The 21,075-nt window shown below is 34.6% G+C and carries 18 protein-coding genes; 4 read left to right on the forward strand and 14 right to left on the reverse strand.

The window, feature by feature from the left end:
- Positions 1-93: 93 nt before the first annotated feature.
- The gene (locus QLQ95_RS02245) at positions 94-456 is read right to left on the reverse strand and encodes a hypothetical protein (RefSeq protein ID WP_379796696.1); all 363 of its coding nucleotides are present in this window, start codon (positions 454-456) and stop codon (positions 94-96) included.
- A gap of 364 nt (positions 457-820) precedes the next feature.
- Positions 821-1,450 (reverse strand): hypothetical protein, encoded by a 630-nt coding sequence (locus tag QLQ95_RS02250; protein WP_482502457.1) that lies wholly within the window; start codon positions 1,448-1,450, stop codon positions 821-823.
- A gap of 569 nt (positions 1,451-2,019) precedes the next feature.
- Here QLQ95_RS02250 and QLQ95_RS02255 point away from each other — a divergent pair.
- On the forward strand, positions 2,020-2,208 hold the full coding sequence (locus tag QLQ95_RS02255; protein WP_095929034.1) for a hypothetical protein: 189 nt from the start codon (positions 2,020-2,022) through the stop codon (positions 2,206-2,208).
- Positions 2,209-2,263: 55 nt separating this feature from the next.
- Positions 2,264-3,985, forward strand: coding sequence for an ATP-binding protein (locus tag QLQ95_RS02260; protein ID WP_482502459.1), 1,722 nt, complete (start codon positions 2,264-2,266; stop codon positions 3,983-3,985).
- Between the two features lie 72 nt (positions 3,986-4,057).
- Here the strand turns inward: QLQ95_RS02260 and QLQ95_RS02265 are convergent, their stop codons facing one another.
- Complete coding sequence (locus QLQ95_RS02265) at positions 4,058-4,591, reverse strand: 5' nucleotidase, NT5C type (protein ID WP_482502461.1); 534 nt, start codon at positions 4,589-4,591, stop codon at positions 4,058-4,060.
- A gap of 99 nt (positions 4,592-4,690) precedes the next feature.
- On the opposite strand from QLQ95_RS02265, the gene QLQ95_RS02270 reads away from it, so the two are divergent.
- Together QLQ95_RS02270 and QLQ95_RS02275 are read left to right on the forward strand one after the other, a co-directional pair.
- Positions 4,691-5,440, forward strand: coding sequence for a DeoR/GlpR family DNA-binding transcription regulator (locus QLQ95_RS02270; protein ID WP_320492253.1), 750 nt, complete (start codon positions 4,691-4,693; stop codon positions 5,438-5,440).
- 406 nt (positions 5,441-5,846) lie between these two features.
- Positions 5,847-6,116, forward strand: a complete 270-nt coding sequence (locus tag QLQ95_RS02275; protein ID WP_095929038.1) for a hypothetical protein — start codon at positions 5,847-5,849, stop codon at positions 6,114-6,116.
- Positions 6,117-6,286: 170 nt separating this feature from the next.
- Here QLQ95_RS02275 and QLQ95_RS02280 read toward each other — a convergent pair whose 3' ends face one another.
- The 11 genes from QLQ95_RS02280 to QLQ95_RS02330 all read right to left on the reverse strand — a co-directional run bounded on the left by QLQ95_RS02280 (position 6,287) and on the right by QLQ95_RS02330 (position 20,999).
- Positions 6,287-7,237: a DUF2931 family protein gene (locus QLQ95_RS02280; RefSeq protein WP_320492255.1), complete on the reverse strand. Its 951-nt coding sequence runs from the start codon at positions 7,235-7,237 to the stop codon at positions 6,287-6,289.
- A gap of 50 nt (positions 7,238-7,287) precedes the next feature.
- The gene (locus tag QLQ95_RS02285) at positions 7,288-8,760 is read right to left on the reverse strand and encodes a phospholipase effector Tle1 domain-containing protein (RefSeq protein ID WP_482502463.1); all 1,473 of its coding nucleotides are present in this window, start codon (positions 8,758-8,760) and stop codon (positions 7,288-7,290) included.
- 2 nt (positions 8,761-8,762) lie between these two features.
- Positions 8,763-9,809, reverse strand: a complete 1,047-nt coding sequence (locus tag QLQ95_RS02290; protein ID WP_482502464.1) for a DUF2931 family protein — start codon at positions 9,807-9,809, stop codon at positions 8,763-8,765.
- 67 nt (positions 9,810-9,876) lie between these two features.
- Positions 9,877-10,050: a hypothetical protein gene (locus QLQ95_RS02295; protein ID WP_320492258.1), complete on the reverse strand. Its 174-nt coding sequence runs from the start codon at positions 10,048-10,050 to the stop codon at positions 9,877-9,879.
- A 10-nt stretch (positions 10,051-10,060) separates the two neighbouring features.
- Positions 10,061-10,813 carry a phage baseplate assembly protein V gene (locus QLQ95_RS02300; RefSeq protein ID WP_482502465.1) on the reverse strand — a complete coding sequence of 251 codons (753 nt, stop codon included), beginning with the start codon at positions 10,811-10,813 and terminating at the stop codon, positions 10,061-10,063.
- Positions 10,814-11,013: 200 nt separating this feature from the next.
- Positions 11,014-12,033 carry a DUF2931 family protein gene (locus QLQ95_RS02305; RefSeq protein ID WP_320495876.1) on the reverse strand — a complete coding sequence of 340 codons (1,020 nt, stop codon included), beginning with the start codon at positions 12,031-12,033 and terminating at the stop codon, positions 11,014-11,016.
- Between the two features lie 58 nt (positions 12,034-12,091).
- Entirely contained in the window at positions 12,092-13,783 is a 1,692-nt protein-coding gene (locus QLQ95_RS02310; protein ID WP_482502466.1) for a phospholipase effector Tle1 domain-containing protein, read from the reverse strand.
- 3 nt (positions 13,784-13,786) lie between these two features.
- Positions 13,787-15,640, reverse strand: coding sequence for a contractile injection system protein, VgrG/Pvc8 family (locus QLQ95_RS02315; protein WP_482502467.1), 1,854 nt, complete (start codon positions 15,638-15,640; stop codon positions 13,787-13,789).
- Between the two features lie 21 nt (positions 15,641-15,661).
- Positions 15,662-16,054, reverse strand: coding sequence for a type VI secretion system tube protein TssD (gene tssD / locus QLQ95_RS02320; RefSeq protein ID WP_095929050.1), 393 nt, complete (start codon positions 16,052-16,054; stop codon positions 15,662-15,664).
- 333 nt (positions 16,055-16,387) lie between these two features.
- Positions 16,388-17,839 carry a TolC family protein gene (locus QLQ95_RS02325; protein WP_482502469.1) on the reverse strand — a complete coding sequence of 484 codons (1,452 nt, stop codon included), beginning with the start codon at positions 17,837-17,839 and terminating at the stop codon, positions 16,388-16,390.
- Positions 17,832-20,999 carry an efflux RND transporter permease subunit gene (locus QLQ95_RS02330; protein ID WP_427874850.1) on the reverse strand — a complete coding sequence of 1,056 codons (3,168 nt, stop codon included), beginning with the start codon at positions 20,997-20,999 and terminating at the stop codon, positions 17,832-17,834. Before QLQ95_RS02330 ends, QLQ95_RS02325 begins: the two co-directional genes overlap by 8 nt.
- Between the last annotated feature and the right edge of the window lie 76 nt (positions 21,000-21,075).

Here is a 21,075-nt window from a genome sequence, read left to right on the forward strand (position 1 = left end):
AACGCAAAGTTCGCAAAGCTATTTAAAGATGGAGCTTTGCTAACTTTGTGTTTATCTATATGCTCTTTGCTTTAAAACTAGACCCCAATAGTATTAAGACTTATATTTATAATTCTGTTTTAAAATTCCAACTTGGATTTTACCATTAGGTTTTAAGTTAGTTATAATCCTAATAAATTTCTCTTCAGGATATTTTACATCAAAACTAAAGGTCGTATCTTTTACTTTAACTTGAAGTAAATGTTTTCCTTCACCAGAAACTGATAGCCCGACTGTTTCGTAAGTTGGTAATGCTTCTGTAGCTTTTAAATTAATGTCTTGAACTTTTTCTTTATCGATAAACACTTCTAGTTTTATGTTGTCCAATTTCATATTGGTTGGCTGTTCAAATGAGACAACATATTTTTTACAGCTGACGGTGCATAAAACAATTAGGAGTAATAGAAGCTTTTTCATAAAATGATGTTTTTGTAACTGATACTGATAGATTCGAAATCTATTTTAATTTTATAAATATAGATAATTTTATTGCAATTCGGCTGCTCGAAAAAGTGACTTTTTCTGTCTTGTTACATGGAAATAAGTGGGTTTCAAATTATCAAAAAAAAACACGTTTTTTAGACAAAAAAAGTGCTATTTCATTGATTTTTATTAGGTTTAACGGGATTTTTTTCTTATCTTTATAGTGTAAATAACAGTAAATATATGCCGAAAAACGTACTTTTTAACTACCCAAATCACACCTCAAAAAATTATTCTTTTTATCGCTTCACGCATTTTATTTTTCAAAATGCAATCAAAAATCGGTTAGAATTTATTTCTACTCTTTTTTCTTCACCAAGTTTACACACGCAGACGATACAAGTGCGACTGCACCAACTGCAACCATAATTATTTTTTCTGGTTGTATTTTCTGAACTATTTTTTTAGAAAATTCATCTGCTAAATCAAATAAAGAATTTCTCTTTTTAGGAACTTCTTTCGACTCTTCATGTTCATTTTCCACCAAAACCTTTTTCTCTATGCCATTATTTTCAATTTCAACCGTTACCTCTTTAACGACACTTTTCATTTGTTTCGCTTCTTCAATTCTACATTTTTCATTGAACTTTTTAAAAGGGCGCGGCTGAAAATCGACTATCACTGCGGCAAGATTTATCGCATCAATATTTGATGGATCTGTTTCTCCTTTAAAGAAAGTTTCAATAGGCCTAAACTTGTCTTTCTGATCTTTAAACTTATTCTTTTGAGTATGGTCAAAATCTAAGCACAATAAATTTCTAAAAACATTTAAATCGTCTTGGGTCGGATTATCTTCAAAAATAAGCCAACACAGATCGCGGAGTTTCCCGCGCGAAGGGCTGTACAGAAAATCAAAGTATTCTCCCTCCTTTTCGATTTCATATTTAATTTTAATTGCCTTTTTATACGCTTCTAATGTATTATTCATCTTGCCTTTTTTAGGAAACTTCTTTAGACTCTTTAATTTCATTTTTAACCAAAACTTTCTTCTATGCCTTTATTTTCGACTTCTACTATTAAACCCTATCCAACACTTTCAATTTTTGTTCCAATTCTATATTATTTATATATTTTTTTTTACTGTTCGCAACCAACTTTTGACGGACTTATTGCATCTATAATAATAGAGATTTGTTTAGAATTAAATAACAATTAATTTAAAAAATAGGCCTTCCGATTTTGTTTTATTGGGAATTCTCGGGAATCTCAGGAAAACGCAGGAATTCCGGGAATCCCTTATCAACAGTGATCTAGAAGCGCCTTTACTTTGCATCAGAAATTAGTTCAAGTTTTGTCTGCAGACTAAAACAAAAATATAAAACTAGTTCTAATTAACATTGTGGAAAACCGTAAGACCGAGTTTATTCGGGAAGTATAAATTACGTCTTACAGGTCTACACGATCTACTTCCCCAAAAAACAATTTTGGTATCGCAATTCCAAGATCTGGTTAACTCCGGACAGCCATACCTATGTCTAATTTCTAAATTAAATTAAAATGAAAAAACTAATACTATTTATCGCTTTTGCGCTATTGTTCACGATATTTTCTTGTACTCCAGATGAGTATGAGACTCAACCAAAAAAGAAAGTTGAAAAGAGTGCTAATCTATCTATTGGTGGTGATGGAGAAGATCCAGACGGACCTGGTGATAAAGGAGGTTCAGCGAACCCTCCAAGACCTTAATAAATATATTTTTTGGTATTTAATTAATTACTATTTTCGGGGAAAGTAAATTTGTATGTTACGGTCCCCGTTTTTTTATTTTATTATACTTCTTTTTCTTTTTTCATGCGAAGAAAAAAAGACTGTCAATCTTAAGACAGAAGCTATACGTAAAGAGGCACTTTTTAGACGAAGCAAAGCTATAGAGAACTTTGACAAACAAAACTTTAACACCTCTTTTTACCAATTCAATAAATCAAAGGCACTTTATGAAATCTTAAAAGACAGTGCCAATATTTCTTATGCACTTATTAAAATAGCAGAAATTCATCAAAGAAATGGAGATTATTATGGCAGTAAGGAACTTGCAACAGAAGCGTTATTATTTAGTAAAGAAGAAGGAGGGGACAATACTGGTAGCATGTATAATTTATTGGGCATTGCTGACAAAGAACTTTCTCTTTATGATGACGCCATCTATTACTACAAACTAGCTGCTGAGCAATATAAAGATCCTCTATTTAAACAAGCTCCTATACAGAATATTGCTACTGTTTACATTCATCAAAAAAAATACGGTAAAGCTATCCCTATATTAGACTCTCTTTTACAATCTCTTTCAAGTGAAAGCCTGAAGAAAAGAGCGACACCAGATGATAAATCTACATTGATCGATAATTTAGGCTATGCTTACTTTAAGAATGGTATGGAAGACAAAGGTTTTCATCTAATGACTGAGGGGCTAAATATCCGAATTGATCGTCAAGATACATATGGAAGTATCGAAAGCTATCTCCACCTTGCCGATTACTATTCTAAAAAAAACGTAAAAAAATCGGATGAGAATGCTCTTTTGGCTTATAAAGTAGCAACAGACATAAATAGCATAGATGAAAGATTAGAAGCGCTGCAAATTTTAATTTCAAATGACAACAGTCCTAATACTAACAAGTACATACAGCAGTTTTTCACATTAAATGATAGCATTATTAAGGTTAGAAATAATTTTAAAAATAAATCTGCTAAAATTAAATACGATGCGAAGAAAGAAAAAGACGAAAATGAAAAACTGCGTTTAGAAAAGGCAGAAAATCAATTATCTCTTCAAAAAGCCAAATATCTTCGAATTGTATTCGTAATTGTATTTGTCTTTTTAGTCATTCTAATTGCAATTTTAATCCGCTATTATAAAAACAAAAACAAGGCTATCGAGTTTAAAAGTTCGTACGACACAGAAACTAGAATTTCTAAAAAAATCCATGACGAATTGGCCAATGATGTGTTCCAAGTCATTGCTTTTGCCGAATCTCAACCATTGGCTGTAGAAAACACCAAAGAGAATCTTCTACAGAAATTAGATGATATTTATGGCCGCGTGAGAGGAATTTCAAAAGAAAATAACAAGATTGAAACGGGCAAAGACTTTACCAAAAGCATAAAAGAAATGCTTTCTGCCTACAATACGGCTGAGAGAAACATCATTGCCACTAATTTAGAAAGTGTAAACTGGGAAGATATCGATGAGATAAAGAAAATCACTATTGGAAGAGTTTTACAGGAATTAATGGTAAACATGAAAAAGCATAGCAAAGCAAGTTTGGTCGTAATAAAATTTGACAGCGATCAGAAATCAATTCTGATAAATTATACCGATAACGGAATTGGCTGTGAGAAAACAAAGATTTCTAAAAATGGGCTTCAAAATATGGAGCATCGAATTCAGACCGTTAAAGGAACCATCGAATTTGAAACAGAACCCCAAAACGGATTTAAAGCTAAAATAGCAATCCCTAAATAAACCAAAGCCTTTCGGAAGATTTCTGAAAGGCTTTTTCTTCAAAAAACAAGTAATTTTTAAAATTACCTTGCGTTAAACTGCTTCTTTCAAAACAGCAACAGCTTCTTTCCAATTATTTACTCTCAAATAATTCTCTTTTTTGGCATTATGAAATGCTGTAAACATAATGGGTTTACCCATGCAAAAATCTAAATTCTTTGGATGATCATCGATTAGATAATCAGTATTGATAATGCTTTTGCTTCCGCATAAAACAATGTTCTGCCAATTGATAAAAGGAAAATGTTCTGCAAGCCATTCTATTTTTTCATTCAGAGAAAGCGGAAATTCGGTCGCCGCAGAAACAATATAAATTTCAAAATTCTCCTGTAATAGTTTTAAACTTTCTACAGCATCTTCTATTACGGGCAATGTCCTAAAAAAGTCTTTAGAGTTTAAAACACTCATTACCTTCTCACGACCATAAAAAGCTTCCTCTTCTGTTAAACCTTGAATATCTTCTCTTAAAATTGTTATTCCGAAATCTCTTTCGAAGTAAGTGATTAGATGTGCCTCTACATCAGCAAGCACGCCATCCATGTCGATTGCGATTGATTTCTTTTTCATTTGTAATTTTATTTTACTGCTAAATTATGCAAAAATTGCAATAAACAGCAAAATGTTGCAATTTTTTATTTATTTTTGCAATATAAAAACGCAAAACAAATGAGAAAGGAAGAGCGCCAACAGACCATTTTAGAATATTTATCTAAAGAACATCGTGTAACTTCGGTAGAATTAAGCGAATATTTGAGTGTTTCTGAAGATACGATCAGACGTGATTTGAAAGAGCTTTCAGATCAAGGACTTTTAAAAGCAGTTCGCGGTGGGGCGGTCGCTCCTTCTCCAATTCCGCTTCATTATAGAAAAAGAGAAAAACACGATATCGAAAACAAAAAAATTATCGCTCAAAAAGCTATTTCGTATTTAAAAGACGGACAAGTTGTTTTTATTGATGGCGGAACCACTTCTCTAGCTTTGGTAGCAAGCTTTCCTTACGATTTAAAATTGACGGTTATTACCAATAGTTTTCCCATAGCTTCGTTGGTTGAAGATTTACCTAATATTGATTTAATTTTTGCAGGCGGTAAAATGTGTAAAACTTCTTTTGCCACTTCGAGTATTGAAACAATTGATTTCTTTAGAAATTTTAGAGCAGATATCTTCATTTTAGGAATCTGCAGTATTCATCATGAAAGAGGAATTACAGGAATTTTATACGACGATTCTATGCTGAAAAAAAATATGATTAAGAACTCCAACTTTGTTATTGCTTTAAGCTCTATCGAAAAAGTAGAAACCGCCGAACCTTATTTTGTCTGCCCAATAAAAGATATTGATGTCTTGGTAACCAATGTTTCTCCAGATGAGGAAATTTTAAAGCCGTATAAAAATACTGGTTTGACTATTTTATAAATAATAAAAAGCCTTTTAAGATTAATCTTAAAAGGCTTTTTCTCTACAAATTAATTGGCAATATTATTTCCATCCGCCGCCCAAGTCTCTATAAACATGAATTCTAATATCAAAATTAGGGCGCAACTCAACCACAAATAATATTTTCTATCTTTGTTTTAAACCTAAACTTAGCATTACAATTCAAAAAGAATTAAAAGTAGGTTATTTCTTTCTTTTTAAAATAAAAACTTATATTTGTGATGTCAAAATAAATCTAGGATTATATCCTGAAAACTTAATATAAGTTAACATAAGCGAATCTCTCATTCACGTTGCTGGAGCTAGTGATAGCCCTAAACGCATTCCTAGAAATGTTTTGACACAACCGAAGATGAGGGATTTCGTGCGTTTAATATTTTCCGTTATGTCAAAAGAAAATCAAAAACCAACACATCGTGATGTAATGCCATCCGTAATTAATTTCCTTTCAGACGAATTGTTTGAGGGAGATTACAAAGAACAGCCTATGTATTTGCAGGAAATCTTCGAGCTCCTCATGCATACAGAATTTGGCGACGATATTAATTTAAGGCAAAAAATACTGAGCTGTTTAAGAACTAGCAGAAATCTCGCCGAAGCCTTATCTCCATTTTCTGAAAAGCAGATTTATAAGGCTTGTGCTAGTAATAGATAAATTATTTCAGTAAAAGTTGAAAACCCTGCGAATTGAGATTTGCAGGGTTTTGTTTTTACTTAAAATTGAAAACCAATCTTTGCGGGCACGGATTGCAAATCCGCGCTATCAGGTTCACGCACTTTTATATTAAAACTTTTTACATCGTTTGTTTTTTTTAATCAACCTTTTTAACCTTTATATTTCCACATATTCTCAACATCTATTTTGTTGATGGGGATTTCTTTTTCACCTTGCTTAAAAATTAATCTTCGATTACTTAAATCTGCATTCATGCGCAAAATAATTTCTATAGGTTTATTTGCATCTGCTTCTTGGAATAGGCTCATGATTTCGTCTTCATTAAAATCTTTGACTTGAAAAATTGTTATGACCTCTTTATTGTCTTTGAAAGCAAATGATAAAAATTTAGGAATTGCTCTTGGTCTAAAATCATTTTGTCTATCAACACCATTAAATAATGTCTCTTCTTCTCCGTTGTACATCCTTATTATAGTTCGTTCGAATGAATGACTCGCGATTTCAACACGAGCTCGCCAAGTATATTTTTTTCGATAAATATCATAAATACCATATTGAATCCCTTTCTTTTTAAACGCTTCTTCAAACTCGGGTTTTAATTTGCCTAAAACTGTAAAATATTCATTTTGAGAAACAGTAGGATTTCCTGGCACAAGCTCCTTCATAGCCACATGAGTTTCTTTTGCTTGAAAACGAGCTATTTCTATTTGCTGGTCATTGCCATATACCCAAACCATCACTATGCCTCCAGGTGCACACCCTACCCTTATATCAGAATAATTAGATATCCTGCCACTTCTCCAGTCGATAGTGCCTTTTTCAAAAAGTTTTTTTAGGGTATCAATAGGCATATCCCAACTGCCAGTATAGAACTTGTTTTCTTTAAAAGATGCCCAGGTAATATCCATTTTTACAGGCAATGCTTTTAAATCTTCGCCTTGTGTGTGCGTTGAGCCATCATTACCCCAGCCATTCTCGTTTGAAGCAGATGTCGGAATGTAAACACTGCCACCATCTTCTAAATAAAAATGGCCATCATGGATATAAGTGGGATAAAGTTCGGGAGCATTAGACGTGGGCAACCATTTGTATTTTTTCATTTCGGGTTTACAGGATATTATAGTTATTAATAATAAAGAGGTTAAAATTCTCATGAGTGGGGTTCTATTTTACGAAATCTAACAATGGTTTTGCCTTCTATTTTGTAATTGGGTAAATAAGCTCCTACGGTATCTCCAAATTCAGAGTTCCAATGTATGTATTTGTGCCTTAAATCTTTGAGTATATTATGGTCACGCACTTTTATATTAAAACTCTTTACATCGTTCGGGTTCTTTAAATCGAGTTTTTTTCGCAATTGTTCAATCTCCTTGCTGGTGTAGTAGCTCATTTGGGGTTGATTGCCGTTAATATACTCCGCGAGACGTTTTTTTACTGTATGCAAATCTAACTCGTCCGGTTTACTTGGTTTTGGAATGTTAAATTGTTTATTTAACTTTTCCATATTAATAGTATCAATATATTCTTTATTGAGTTTTTCAACCATCAAATAAAGGGTAACATAACTATAGGTATTACGTATCCCTTTACGATTAATGAAGGTTTGATGCCAGCTATCAGGACGTTCTACTTCACTTTCGTTAACCCAACCTTGCTGTATAAGATTGTTTAGATCATTATTTAATATTTCGTCGTATTCATCATCGTCATAACCATCACCCCAAGTGTTATCTAAATCCATTATTTGTTTAGACTCATTCATTTTATCGGTATAGCATCCACCAACATCAGAATGCACACCAGGCAAATAAAAATCTTGCCCACCTGCTCGTGCAGTAGGCGTAAGCATAAAGTTTTTGCGATGTTCGTCGCTGGCGCAAAAATGAATTATTTTTTTTGCTTTATACAAATTATTGATTTCTACATTAAGGTTGTTTAAATGAAGCTCACTCACATCATTGTTATAGTTTGGATCTGTTGTGGTGTTTGTAGCATTGGGGTCATAAGAAGAAACAGTATCGTACAACCCTACAAACCGTACTTGTAGACGTGCATATTGCACCTTATGTTTTACCAGTTTTGAACCCCAAATGTCGTCTTTTCTTTTTTTACTCAGTTCATAAATAAAGTTTCTGGCTGCCGCAGCCCCCCTGCTAAAACCAAACACATCAACGGTTAACGTATTTATGTCGTCTTCGCCTTTTAATTTGCCTGCTTTTTCAGCCAACATATCGCATCCCTTTGTAACTTTGGCAACAATACCTTGTCTCCCTACACCAAAGGCAACTCCTAAATGCCCTTCTCCAAACGCAGTTGTTGCATCGTCTGTATCAGCACCTAAATCATCAGTCCCAATACCTTCTATATAAATACTATCTACATATTTTTCTTTTGTATAATTCAGTTCCTTGCGAGCTACGTTAGAAAGATCATTCATGTAACTGTCTGTTTCTTTATCAGACATTTTACGATAGGCGTTGTTAGCGTCGCTTCCTTTTTTTGCTAATCTAGCATTAGTGTTGGTTCTGTTATTTTGCGTGCCATCAAAAAAAACACCAATTCGTATATCAATTGTTCCTTTGGGAGGCGGCGGTGACGTGTAATCTCCAAATACTATACTCATAATTAATCATAATTACCTGTTTGTGTAACTTTCTCTTTTATATGATACTGTTTTCCTGCTTGTTCTATATATAATTCAGTGACTCTATCTGATTTTAATTCGACATTAGGATCAATTTTTATTATCATTTCTGCAGATTTATTTTTATCAAGATGTTCTTTAAACAATTTTCGAATCTCATTTTTATCAAAATCTACAGGAATTTCATCCCCTCCCATAGGTTTAAGATATTTTTCCCAATATTCTTTGTCGTTAGTAAAAGCAATTCTAGATACAAACTGTCTTTCTTTTTTGCCATTAGCAACCGACCAGTAAATTTGAAAAGCGTAAGGAATGGCTCTATATTTCATATCTATTGACTTATCATAAGGATCTTCTTTTTCTCCATTACACATTTTAATATACATTGAAGTAAGCTTAGAGCCTTCTGGCAAGATTACTCGCGGTTTCCATAAGTATTTTTCTCTATACTCCTCATAAACTTCTGATTGGGGATAACCGTATTGTTTGATTTGTTCCCGAACGTCTTCAGATATAACAAAATTGTTTTCTAATCTATGTTGACTATAACCTTTTCGAAACATATACATTTCGCTTTCGATAATAAGTTTAGGATCTATTACCGTTTCATGAGCCTGAAATCGCGCCACTTCCACCTGACTACCAGCCCCCGCTACCCATACTATAACCATTCCTTTTGGTCCGAGACCAATATTTATATAATCATAAGACTCCTTTACATTTTCTAAACCTGGTTTAGCAGGAAATCCTTCATCAAAAAGCTTTTTTATTTTTTCTGTAGGGAGTTTCCAGTCGCCTTTATAGAATTTATTGTCTACATATGATAACCATGTCATATCAAGTCTGTCTGGCACTGGTGCTTTTATATAATCGATACTTCCCAATCCTCCCCAGCCAGAATTGCTAAATCCGCCCATTTGGCTAAAAAAATATCCTCCTGCTGCTCCTGTATAAACTTCTACAGGATACTCTCTTGGTGCACAAATATTTGCTGCCCACTCATATTTTTTTTCTATATATGAACTCATTGTTATTGTTACTACAGTTATCACTATTATTATGATGAAACATAATAAGATGTTGTATTTCTTGATACTATTTTTTCTCACCGTTTATTATTATTTTTTTACCACAAATCAAATTCAAATCGTCTTTTGTAGCTTCAAAATTCAATTTATTGGCATTTTTTTCAAGTTTTCTGCCAACAGTTAATTGATAAGAATCACTCACTTTTATTTGAATAATCTTCGCTTGTTTTGCAATTGCCATAAAAATTAAATTAAAAAAGATTAGATTTTTCTGTGCTATTAATACGCACTTGCTTTCCGCTTTGTATGGTCATGTCTTCTTCATGACTATAAAGACTTGCTTTCGAGGCTATTTCATTTGAACTGTCTGAAGTACGACTAAAATCTTTATCAACCAATTCAGTCCTATTATCTGATCTTTCCATAATATTCCCATTTGCATTTACATAAATATCATTTTGAGCTTCTTGAGAGATATTATAACCTGCATCAACCTCAATATCCTCTTTAGCATCAATTTTTATATTTTTACCAGCTTTCATAACAATATCTTCCCCTGCTTCCAATTCAATATTTTTAGGAGCTTTAAACCTAATGTTTCCATCTCCATGAATTACAGCTATAGTTTCTCCTTTTTGGCTTTCAATTGTAATATCTCCCGTAGCATCGTCATTTATAATTCTGTTTCCGCTTCGGCTATGCATTACTGCCTTTATATCATTATTAGGCGTACTATAACCACTTTTTTCCTTTCTGCTGGTCATGGTTCCCAGTACAATCGGCAATTCGGCATTATTGCCCTGAAAGTCTACAAAAACCGTATCGCCAATTTCAGGTATGATATGAGAGCCTCTGGTATCGCCTCCATAATTCTGCATTAGAGGAATATAAGGTGTGGTTTCGCCTTTGGCTGCCTGCCACGGCATCTGTACCTGTATACCGCTAAGTCCGTCAGGATCTGCGTTGGCGGTTACAATGGCCGTCTGGCTTTTGCAGAATGGCACTAAATCTGGAACCCGATAGCGCGGATTTGCAATCCGTGCCCACAACAATAAGACACAACACAAATTACAAGACAAAAGCCACTAAGAATCATGTCGTTTCTGTCTTTATTTAAAATTGAAAACCAATCTTTGCGGGCACGGATTGCAAATCCGCGCTATCGGGCGGGTTAATTTCATTTTACAATTAAGCATTTCAAAAGTTATTTATAGGAATCATTAAAATCCCATTTGCTATTAGGATAAATTCTAATGCTGTCAACCTCCAGTTTTTGATTGTTTAATAAAACTTTCAAACTTCTGTTGTCTTCAGCAATTTTTATCTGAATTTCATTATTTCCTGAGAGTCCTTTAAAACGGCTGAAAATTTCATTTTGATTAAAGAAAATCCTTCCTTCAAATTTTTGTCCTATTCCTGTTTCCCAGAAAAACTGAAAAACATTTGGCAGTGCCCTGTCTCTTATTTTATTTTCTAGCAGCCATGGACGCATCATTTGGTCTTTTTCTCCATTGTAATACTCTGTATTTATTGTGAATAATCTGAAATTGGGATTCTCAGAGGTAAATACGGGTTTCCAATTGTATCGTAGACGGAACATATCCCAAATCTTACAATTGGCATCTGGAACAGAAAATTCTTTTGCCAACTCATCAAAGCGGGCAGGTGAAAAACGCCAGATATCTAAATATCTTTTCTTTGCAGATTCCAATTCTTTTGTGTCAGTTATTACTTTAGCCTGATATCTGCCAATTTCTATCACCGTTAAACCATAATTTACCCAAACCACTACCATGCCTTTTGGCGCAAAACCAAAAATAAGGCTGGAAATTCTATCATAGGATTTGTAAGTTTCATCAGCATCGCCCAATAAATCAGGATCACCTTCATATTTATATTCCTCGATTGTTTTATTTTTTGCTTCACAATAAGCATAATTGCGCTTTACCAAATCTTTCATCCGCTCTACAGGAAGATCAATTTTTAACCTGTAAAAGACATTATCATAACCAGCATAATAGGTTAGGTCTACCCCTACGGGTGTACCATGCTGTTCCGTCCACATTTTGCCTGATCGGCCCCATGTACCTGAGGAACCTCCATAAGGCATGCCTGCACGAATGCCTTCGAGGGTAAAAATTTCGTCTTTTACCATGTCAATTCTATACTTATTTGCAGGATGGCACATTTCGGCATGCCACTCGGGTATTTTTTCATTTTTCATTTGACAGCTGTTTATCTGTATGCCTATAAAAAAGCATACTATTATTTTTATATAGGTTTTAGCCATTGTGTATTTCTCTTTTTCTATATCGGCCTTCATAAGCGCCGTCTTTGGCAGGTGCCTGACTCTCTCGAGAACCAAGCCCAAGTTCATTGGCTTTTACAGACCAGTGTAAATATTGGTTTCTTAATTTTTTTAATACTTCTTCGTCAATATAATTCAAGTAAGACTTTCGTTTGAGTTTCGATAAATATTCTTCATTTATAGAGTTTTTATCGTACAGATCACCATTATACATTTCGATATAACTATTACGCAAATTGTTGCAGGTGTTTACATAGTTATTTAAACTGTTGCTGACTGATTTTATAAATTCATCAACTATAGTATATCTCTTTTCTAGATTAACATCATATTTTACTTCAGCATCTTTAGAAAAGTGAAACATTAAATTCAGCGGAATTTGGTCGTAAGTATTATACAGATTTCGTATTCCTACTACTGCATAAAATCGTTCTAAATCTTCTACAGATCCTTTTTTTATTTTATCATCAATTGCCGATTTATGCAAAACTCCAGCTTCAATTTGATGTTTTTTATACCAGCCTTCGCTAATTACTATTTTTTTCAATTTTTCAATTTCTTTATCTGAGCTATGAATCATTTTGTTATAAAGTGATTCTCTTTTATAGTAAAGAGCCGAAACTTCTTTGGCATTGTTTATATAAGAACCACCAATATCTGAATGCACACCTGGCAAAGTGAGTTCTAAACCATGCAAGCCGGCACTCTGAATATTGGTTAAATCGAAATTTTCGCGATACTCATCATCAGATGACAGCTGCAAAACAAAACGTGCTTTTTTAACTGCATCTAAATGTAAGTCTGTACTATCGTTACCGTGATAAAATCCCAAAGAAGCCACAGTATCATACAGACCCACAAAATTGATTTCAATTTTTTTTATATTAAAACCATTATTTAACAAACAAGCGGCAAAATAACCATGTCGCTCTAAAAGTGAATGATTCGATACTTTAAGAATACTATGTTCATTTTTCATACCTTGATAATAACCGGGAGCCATTACCTGTACTTTATTATCGGGAAGCTGACCATATATAATAGCAGAACTATTTACAACATGCAGAAAATGTCTGGCCGCGGTTGCGCCACGGCTAAACCCATACACATTCAAGTTTAAAACATCTATTTCTTTGCCTCTATATTCTTTCAACATTTCTGGTGTTTTTACACATGCTTTTACCACTTTTGCCACTACACCTCGATAGCCCATACCTATAGCAACGTCTGGAAAAACATCATCGCTTTCTAAATCCTCGGTGCCAATACCTTCAATATATAAGGCACTTTGAAAATCAGCAGTGGGATCTATAGCATCGTAGCCTCTTGCTACATTGGTATAATCGTTTTCAAAACTGTCATCTTCCTTATTCCCTACTTTTAGATAAACATCATGATCTTTTGAATCTAGTTTTTTAGCATCGGTATTGGTTTTATTATTCTGAGTACCATCAAAAAAAATATTTAAGCTTACATTAATAGTGTTATTTAATGAATCTTCAGGGTGCGAGGGCTCATAATCTTTCTCAAAAATTCCTTCTTCGCCACCATTCCAGCGGTTCTTGCCCATAGCATGAATCGTATAATCTCCATCTGTGGCACGCAAATCCATTTTGCCCGTTGTGGTGTTTATCATGTCACCTTCAACAATTCTTAGAATACTCATAGGCTATGAATTTATTGAGTTTTCGCCACTATATTTATTCAAGTTTGTAGAAGCATGTACATTTATATGCTCTTCTGTACTTATTAAAGAAGCTGTCTTGGCTATTTCTTTTCTTTCTCCTGTCTCGGATTCTCTTTTACCTTTTACAAATTCTGCTAGATTACCCACTACTTTTGTCATAAAATCTATTCCTATATTAAGGAATTTTGAACCTGTTATACTTTCTGTATAATTACCACCAACAGTATTGCTTTTATTAAGCCCAACATTAACATCCATATTTTGCCCAGCATTTATACTGATATTTTCTCCTGCATTGATTGTTAAACTCTTAGGCGCATCAATGGTAGTATTTCCGCTTCCATCCATAAAATATTTATTGCCACTTGGATCCTCAATAGAAACACTTCCATCTGCGTCGTTCATAGTAGTTGTAATTCCAGAACGTGTCTTCATAACCTTCAAATCATTATTCGGAGTACTATAACCGCTTTTTTCCCTTCTGCTGGTCATGGTTCCCAATACAATAGGCAGTTCGGCATTATTGCCCTGAAAGTCTACAAAAACGGTATCGCCAATTTCAGGTATGATATGAGCGCCTCTGGCATCGCCTCCGTATTTTTGAATTAAAGGAATATAAGGTGTGGTTTCGCCTTTGGCTGCCTGCCACGGCATCTGTACCTGTATACCGCTGAGTCCGTCAGGATCTGCATTGGCAGTTACAATGGCGGTCTGGCTTTTGCAGAATGGCACTAAATCTGGATCTGTTTCGGGAGAAAACACAGAACCGTTAAAATTTACAGCTGTAAAATGGTTTTCGTAACCGCCTCCGTCATCACAAATATGTGTTATCTGAGTAACGCGGTAAGAACTTTCTAACTGCATGTCGACACCTGTTACTCTTACTTCGTTTCCTATAGTAATGCCTGGAACTTCGCTTGAAGCTTTTATTTCTACTAAACCGCTTAAAACAGAGCGCATTTTGTTTTTGGCATATTCTTCTGAAGATCGCCTTCCGGATCCGCCCACAGGAGTTTGGTTTAACTGTATAATGGTTTCTTTATTAAAAACTTCATTAGACCTGTTTAAAAAGTTTTGATGGAAACCGTCGGCTTCTTTTCTGTATTTTAAAGTTTCATCAGTTTTATACTGGCCGTCATTGTTATCGTTTTCTATTACTTTAAACAGTGCAGGGATAAGTTTTAGGGTATAATCAAAATCCTGCATGTTTATTCCATACATTAATTTTGGCGTTGCACCCACACCGCCCGGACTTCCAAAAATGGCTGTTCTTCCGTTATAATAGAACCAATGCCCATTTCTTTTGGCCAAACGATTTAGAAAAGCAAAATTGCTTTCGTTATACTGCACAGTGTAAGGCAGGTTGTCTAAATAAAATGGTCTTACATCGATATCAATGTCACAGTCTGATTTTACTTTTTTTACAATATCATTCAGAGACATGTTGGTGAACGAATTGCATTCGGGTCCGTTTTCTAAAAGTATTGTAGTACTCTTTCCTTTTATTACGATGGTTTCTTCTACGTCTTTAATACGGGATTTTTGCAGTTTGACTTCGGTTACTATGCCGTAAAACTGCATGATGTAATCTTTAGAATCTGCTCCAATAATAAGATCTTCCAGACCCTCTATAGGTTTTATTTCTATGCTTATTTTTTCTCCATATAACTTTTGGGAAAAAGGCATTACACTTTTAAATTCTTCTACTAATAAATCTTGTCTTACTTCGAAGGAAAAAGTGTGGTGGTCATGAATCGTCTGAAAAACTTCTAATTTGTTGAAATTAGCAATTCTTATTTCGCCAATTTTAATATTCGTAATTGTTTGCAATGCCATACTAGTTGTTTTTTAAAAGAGCTATGAGTTTTTCCAATTGTTTTCAAAAATTGTATTCCCAATTTTTACTTCGTTTGATGAAATCAAAATCTCAGTAACCATAGGAACTGATCCTTCACTTCTAAAACTCTTATGAAACGATATGCAGAAGGCCTTTTTAAAGGTTACATTTTTCATGGTGCTCATAGCGTCTCTGCGATAAAAAATGACTTTTCCGTCTTTTACACTGGTCTGAGATACCATCCAGTCTGAAAACAGATCCGTTTGTGTGGTTTCTATTACAAGTTTTATCTGTCCGCCTTTTGTCTTGTTGGCCGGTTTTCCGTTGTTATCGACATTCTGGGTAAAATGAACATCAAATTCTAAAACATTAAACACTTCATTGTCTAATTCTAATTTTGCTAAAAAACTCATATCTAAAAGGTTATTGATTATTTTACAGGCTTTTGTAGATTTTATAACCTTAATCAATAAATGAGAAGTGGTATTTAAGTAAATAAAATATTACATAATTATATTGTAAATATAATAAGACCGTTTATATAAGTAAGAAAAATATTAAAATTTAACAATAGGTAAAAATTTAAAAGGCAAAAAAAAACCCGAAAACTAAATAATAGCTTCCGAGGTTTATGGTCACTTTTTTTTCAGAACAGTGAAATGCAAATATAAGATAATTTTCTTACAAAAAAGCCTTTCAGGATTTTACTCCCAAAAGGCTTTCTTTCTACAAATTAATTGGCAATATTATTTCCATCCGCCACCCAAGTCTCTATAGACATGAACTGCAGCATTCAACTGTTCTTTTTTAGTATCAATTAATTCTAATTTCGCTTCTAATGCGTCTCTCTGCGTCATCAAAACCTCAAAATAATCTACTCGAGCCGATTTAAACAAATCGTTTGACACATCAATCGAAGTATTTAAAGCATCAACTTGTTTCGATTTAAGATCGTATCCTTTTTGAAGATTCTCAATCTTAGACATTTGGTTTGAAACTTCTAGATAAGCATTCAAAACTGTACGATCGTAATTGTACAAAGCCTGAATTTGTTTGGCATTGGCACTTGCAAACTCTGCTTTGATCGCATTTCTGTTAATCAAAGGAGCAACAAGATCTCCAGCCAAAGAATACAATAACGATTCTGGCATAGTGAATAAATAAGAAGGTTTGAAAGCCTGTACTCCTATCGCTGCCGTAATATCCAAAGATGGATAAAACTCGGCACGAGCCACTTTTACATCTAATTTTGCCGCTACTAATTCTAATTCTGCTTGTTTAACATCTGGACGGTTTTGTAACAATTGAGACGGAATTCCAGAACTTACAGAAGCTGGCAATAAACTTAAGAAATTAGTGCTGCTTGTTCTTTTTACTTCCTGAGGGTATCTACCCAACAAAAAGTTGATTTTATTCTCAGTTTCTTTTATCTGCTGCAAAATATCAAACTCCATACTTTGCGAAGTTAAAACCTCAGCTTCGAATTTCTTAACTCCCAGTTCAGTTGCTCTTGCGGCTTGTTTTTGAACTTTTACAATTTCTAAAGCGTTAGTCTGCAATTTGATCGTTTGTTTTACAATATCCAACTGATTGTCCAAAGCTAGTAATTCATAATACGAATCAGCAACTTCGGCGATGAGGTTTGTAATTACAAAGTTTTTACCTTCTACTGTAGCCAAATATCTATTTAAAGCTGCTTTTTTAGAATTACGCAGTTTTTTCCAGATATCTACTTCCCAATTTGCGTAAGCTGCAATCGTAAAATCTCCTAGCGGATCTGGAGTTTCTACCCCTGGTTTAATCTCTGTGGTAGCATCACCCGCACCTTGACTGGTATATCTACCCACTTTTTCTACTCCAGCTCCGGCACGTAAGCCTGCAGTTGGCAATAAAAGTCCTTTTTTAACGCGAATATCATTTTTTGCAATTTCAATTTCCTGCAAAGTGATATTTAATTCCTGATTGTTTTTAAGAGCCGTATCTATTAAATCAACTAGATTCTGATCTTTAAAATAATCTTTCCAGTTTAATGCTGCCGTATTGCTGTTTGCATCCTGAGTCTGAACTGTTGAGCCAAACGATTCTGGAACTGGTGTACTGGTAGTAACTGCTGCCTCAGGTGCAGGGGTTTTACACCCTGCAACTGCTAGACATACAGCAAACGCAATACTATATTGATATGATTTAACTTTATACATGATTGTTGTCAATTTCTTCTGTTAATGGGTTTTCTTCTTCATGTTTTACCAATTTGTGTTTCTCAGCAATTTTAGCAAATATGAAATACAAGCCTGGAATTACAAATACACCGCAAATGGTTCCGATAAGCATACCTCCAGCTGCTGCAGTACCAATGGTTCTGTTTCCAATTTTACCAGGACCCGTTGCAAAAGCAAGCGGTAATAAACCTGCGATAAATGCAAACGAAGTCATCAAAATCGGACGGAACCTTGCTTTTGCCCCTTCCATTGCAGCATCTAAAACTGACTTACCGGCTGCATGCCTTTGGATCGCAAACTCTACAATCAACACGGCATTCTTACCTAATAATCCGATAAGCATTACCATGGCAACTTGTGCATAAATATTGTTTTCTAATCCTGTTAATTTCAATAAAAGGAAAGCTCCAAAAATACCTGCTGGCAAAGAAAGAATTACTGACAATGGCAAAATAAAACTTTCGTACTGTGCGGCTAATACCAAGTAAACGAATCCTAAACAGATTAAGAATACCCAAATTGCCTGATTACCCTGAGCCACCTCATCGGCAGAAATACCAGCCCAGTCAATGTCATATCCTCTTGGTAATTTTTCGGCAGCTACTCTCTGAATTACTTTAATCGCTGTACCAGAACTATAACCTGCAGCTGGAGAACCACTAATTTGTGTTGAGGTATACATATTATGACGTGTAATCTCTGAAAGTCCATATACTTTTTCTAATTTCATGAAAGCAGAAAAAGGCACCATTTCATCACGATCATTTTTTACGTATAATTTTAAGATATCATCTGGCTGTGCACGATATTCTGGCGAAGCCTGAACGATTACTTTATAGTTGATACCGAATTTGATAAAACTGATTTCGTAGTTACTTCCCACAAGAGTTGACAAAGTATTCATCGCGTTTTCGATAGAAACCCCTTTTTGCTGTGCCAAATCATTGTCGACTTTCATCATGTATTGAGGGAAACTAGAGCTATAGAAACTAAATACGTTTGATAGTTCTGGTTGTTTGTTCAATTCAGCCACAAAATCGTTGTTTACCTGTTCCATTCTCTTATAATCAACAGAACCAGTTTTATCTAACAAACGAAGCTCAAATCCTCCGGCAGCACCATAACCAGGTACAGCAGGCGGTTGGAAAAATTCGATATTTGCCCCCGCAATATCTTTACATTTTTCCTCCATTTCGTGCATGATCTCCAAAACAGATTCTTTTCTATCGCTCCAGTCTTTCAAGTTAACCAAACACGTCCCTGAGTTAGCTCCAGTACCTTCAGACAAAATTTCATAACCTGCCAATGAAGAAACCGATTTTACTCCGTCAATATCCTCAGCAATTTTCTGAACTCGTTCTGCAATATTATTTGTTCTTTCTAAAGAAGATCCTGGCGGTGTCTGAATTACCGCATAAAACATTCCCTGATCCTCATTCGGAATAAATCCTGAAGGCACATTACTACTGATGATCCATGTTCCAGCACAGAAACCAAGAAGCGCTACAATGGTAACTACTCTTCTGTCAACAATTTTGCCCAGTAAGTTCTGATATTTACCTTGCGCTAAATTGAATTTTTCGTTGAAAGCATCAATAAATCTATTTGCAGGTGTTTTCTTTTTAGGCACGCCATGATTGTTTTTTAACATCATCGCACAAAGTGCCGGCGTCAATGTTAAAGCCACAATACCAGAAAGGATAATCGCCGTTGCCATAGTTACAGAAAACTGTCTGTAGAAAACTCCCACAGGACCAGACATAAAGGCAACAGGAATAAATACCGCAGCCATCAAGAAAGTAATCGCAATAATTGCCCCCGCAATTTCGTGCATTGCTTTTTTAGTCGCTTTAAATGGCGAGAGGTGTTCCTCTTCCATCTTGGCGTGAACGGCCTCAATAACCACAATCGCATCATCGACGACGACCCCAATTGCTAACACTAAGGCAAATAACGTAATCAAGTTCAATGAAATATCAAAGAATGTCATGAATACAAAAGTTCCAACCAACGATACCGGTACTGCAATTGCAGGAATAACCGTCGAGCGCCAGTCTCCTAAGAAAAGGAATACTACTAAACCAACTAAGATAAATGCTTCAACCAAAGTATGAATTACTTTTTCGATAGAAGCATCAAGGAATTTAGAAACGTCATACGAAATTTCATAATCCATTCCTTTAGGGAATCTTTGTTTGATTTTTTCTAGTTTTGCTTTTACTTCTTCAATAACCTGATTCGCGTTACTTCCAAAAGATTGTTTTAATACAATCGCCGCAGATGGTCTTCCATTCAAATTAGAATAGATATCATACATCGAGCTTCCAAATTCAACTTTAGCAACATCTTTCAATCTTAAAAGCTCTCCGTTTGGATTTGCTTTTACTACAATGTTCTCGTATTGTTCTTTTGTTGTAAAACGTCCAGAATATTTTAATACATATTCAAATGCTTGAGAACGTTTACCAGAACTTTCTCCCGTTTTACCTGGAGAAGCTTCCAAACTCTGACTAGATAATGCTTCCATTACCTCATCAGCAGAAATTTTATAAGCTAGCATACGGTCTGGTTTCAGCCAGATACGCATTGCATATTCACGTGTTCCTAAGATATCTCCAGAACCAATACCATTTACCCTTTTCAATTCAGAAAGAACGTTGATATCGGCATAGTTATATAAGAACTTCATGTCGGTATTTTTGTCTGTACTGTAAAGATTCACGTACATCAACATACTTGGTACCTCACGAGTGATTTTGATACCCTCACGAATTACTAAAGGAGGAAGTTTATTGGTAACAGAAGCTACACGGTTTTGAACGTTAATTGCTGCCTGATTAGGATCTGTTCCTAAGTTAAAGACTACTTTTATCGTAGCTTCACCATCGTTTCCAGCATCTGAAGCCATATATTTCATTCCTGGAACTCCGTTTAAGGCTCTTTCCAAAGGAATAACAACAGCCTTAACCATCAATTCACCGTTAGATCCAGGATAATCTGCGGTAACATTCACCATTGGAGGTGAAATTGTAGGGAATTGTGTAATTGGTAAATTTAAAACCGACAATACCCCTAAAAAGACAATAATCAACGATATTACTATCGACAGAACAGGTCTTTGAATAAATTTATTAAACATTTTTATATTTTTTAAATGATTAAACTTATTGAAGTTTAAAATGTTTCAAGTTTCAGATTTCAAGTTTTAGGTTCAG

It is taken from the genome of Flavobacterium sp. B330r, from assembly GCF_056824325.1.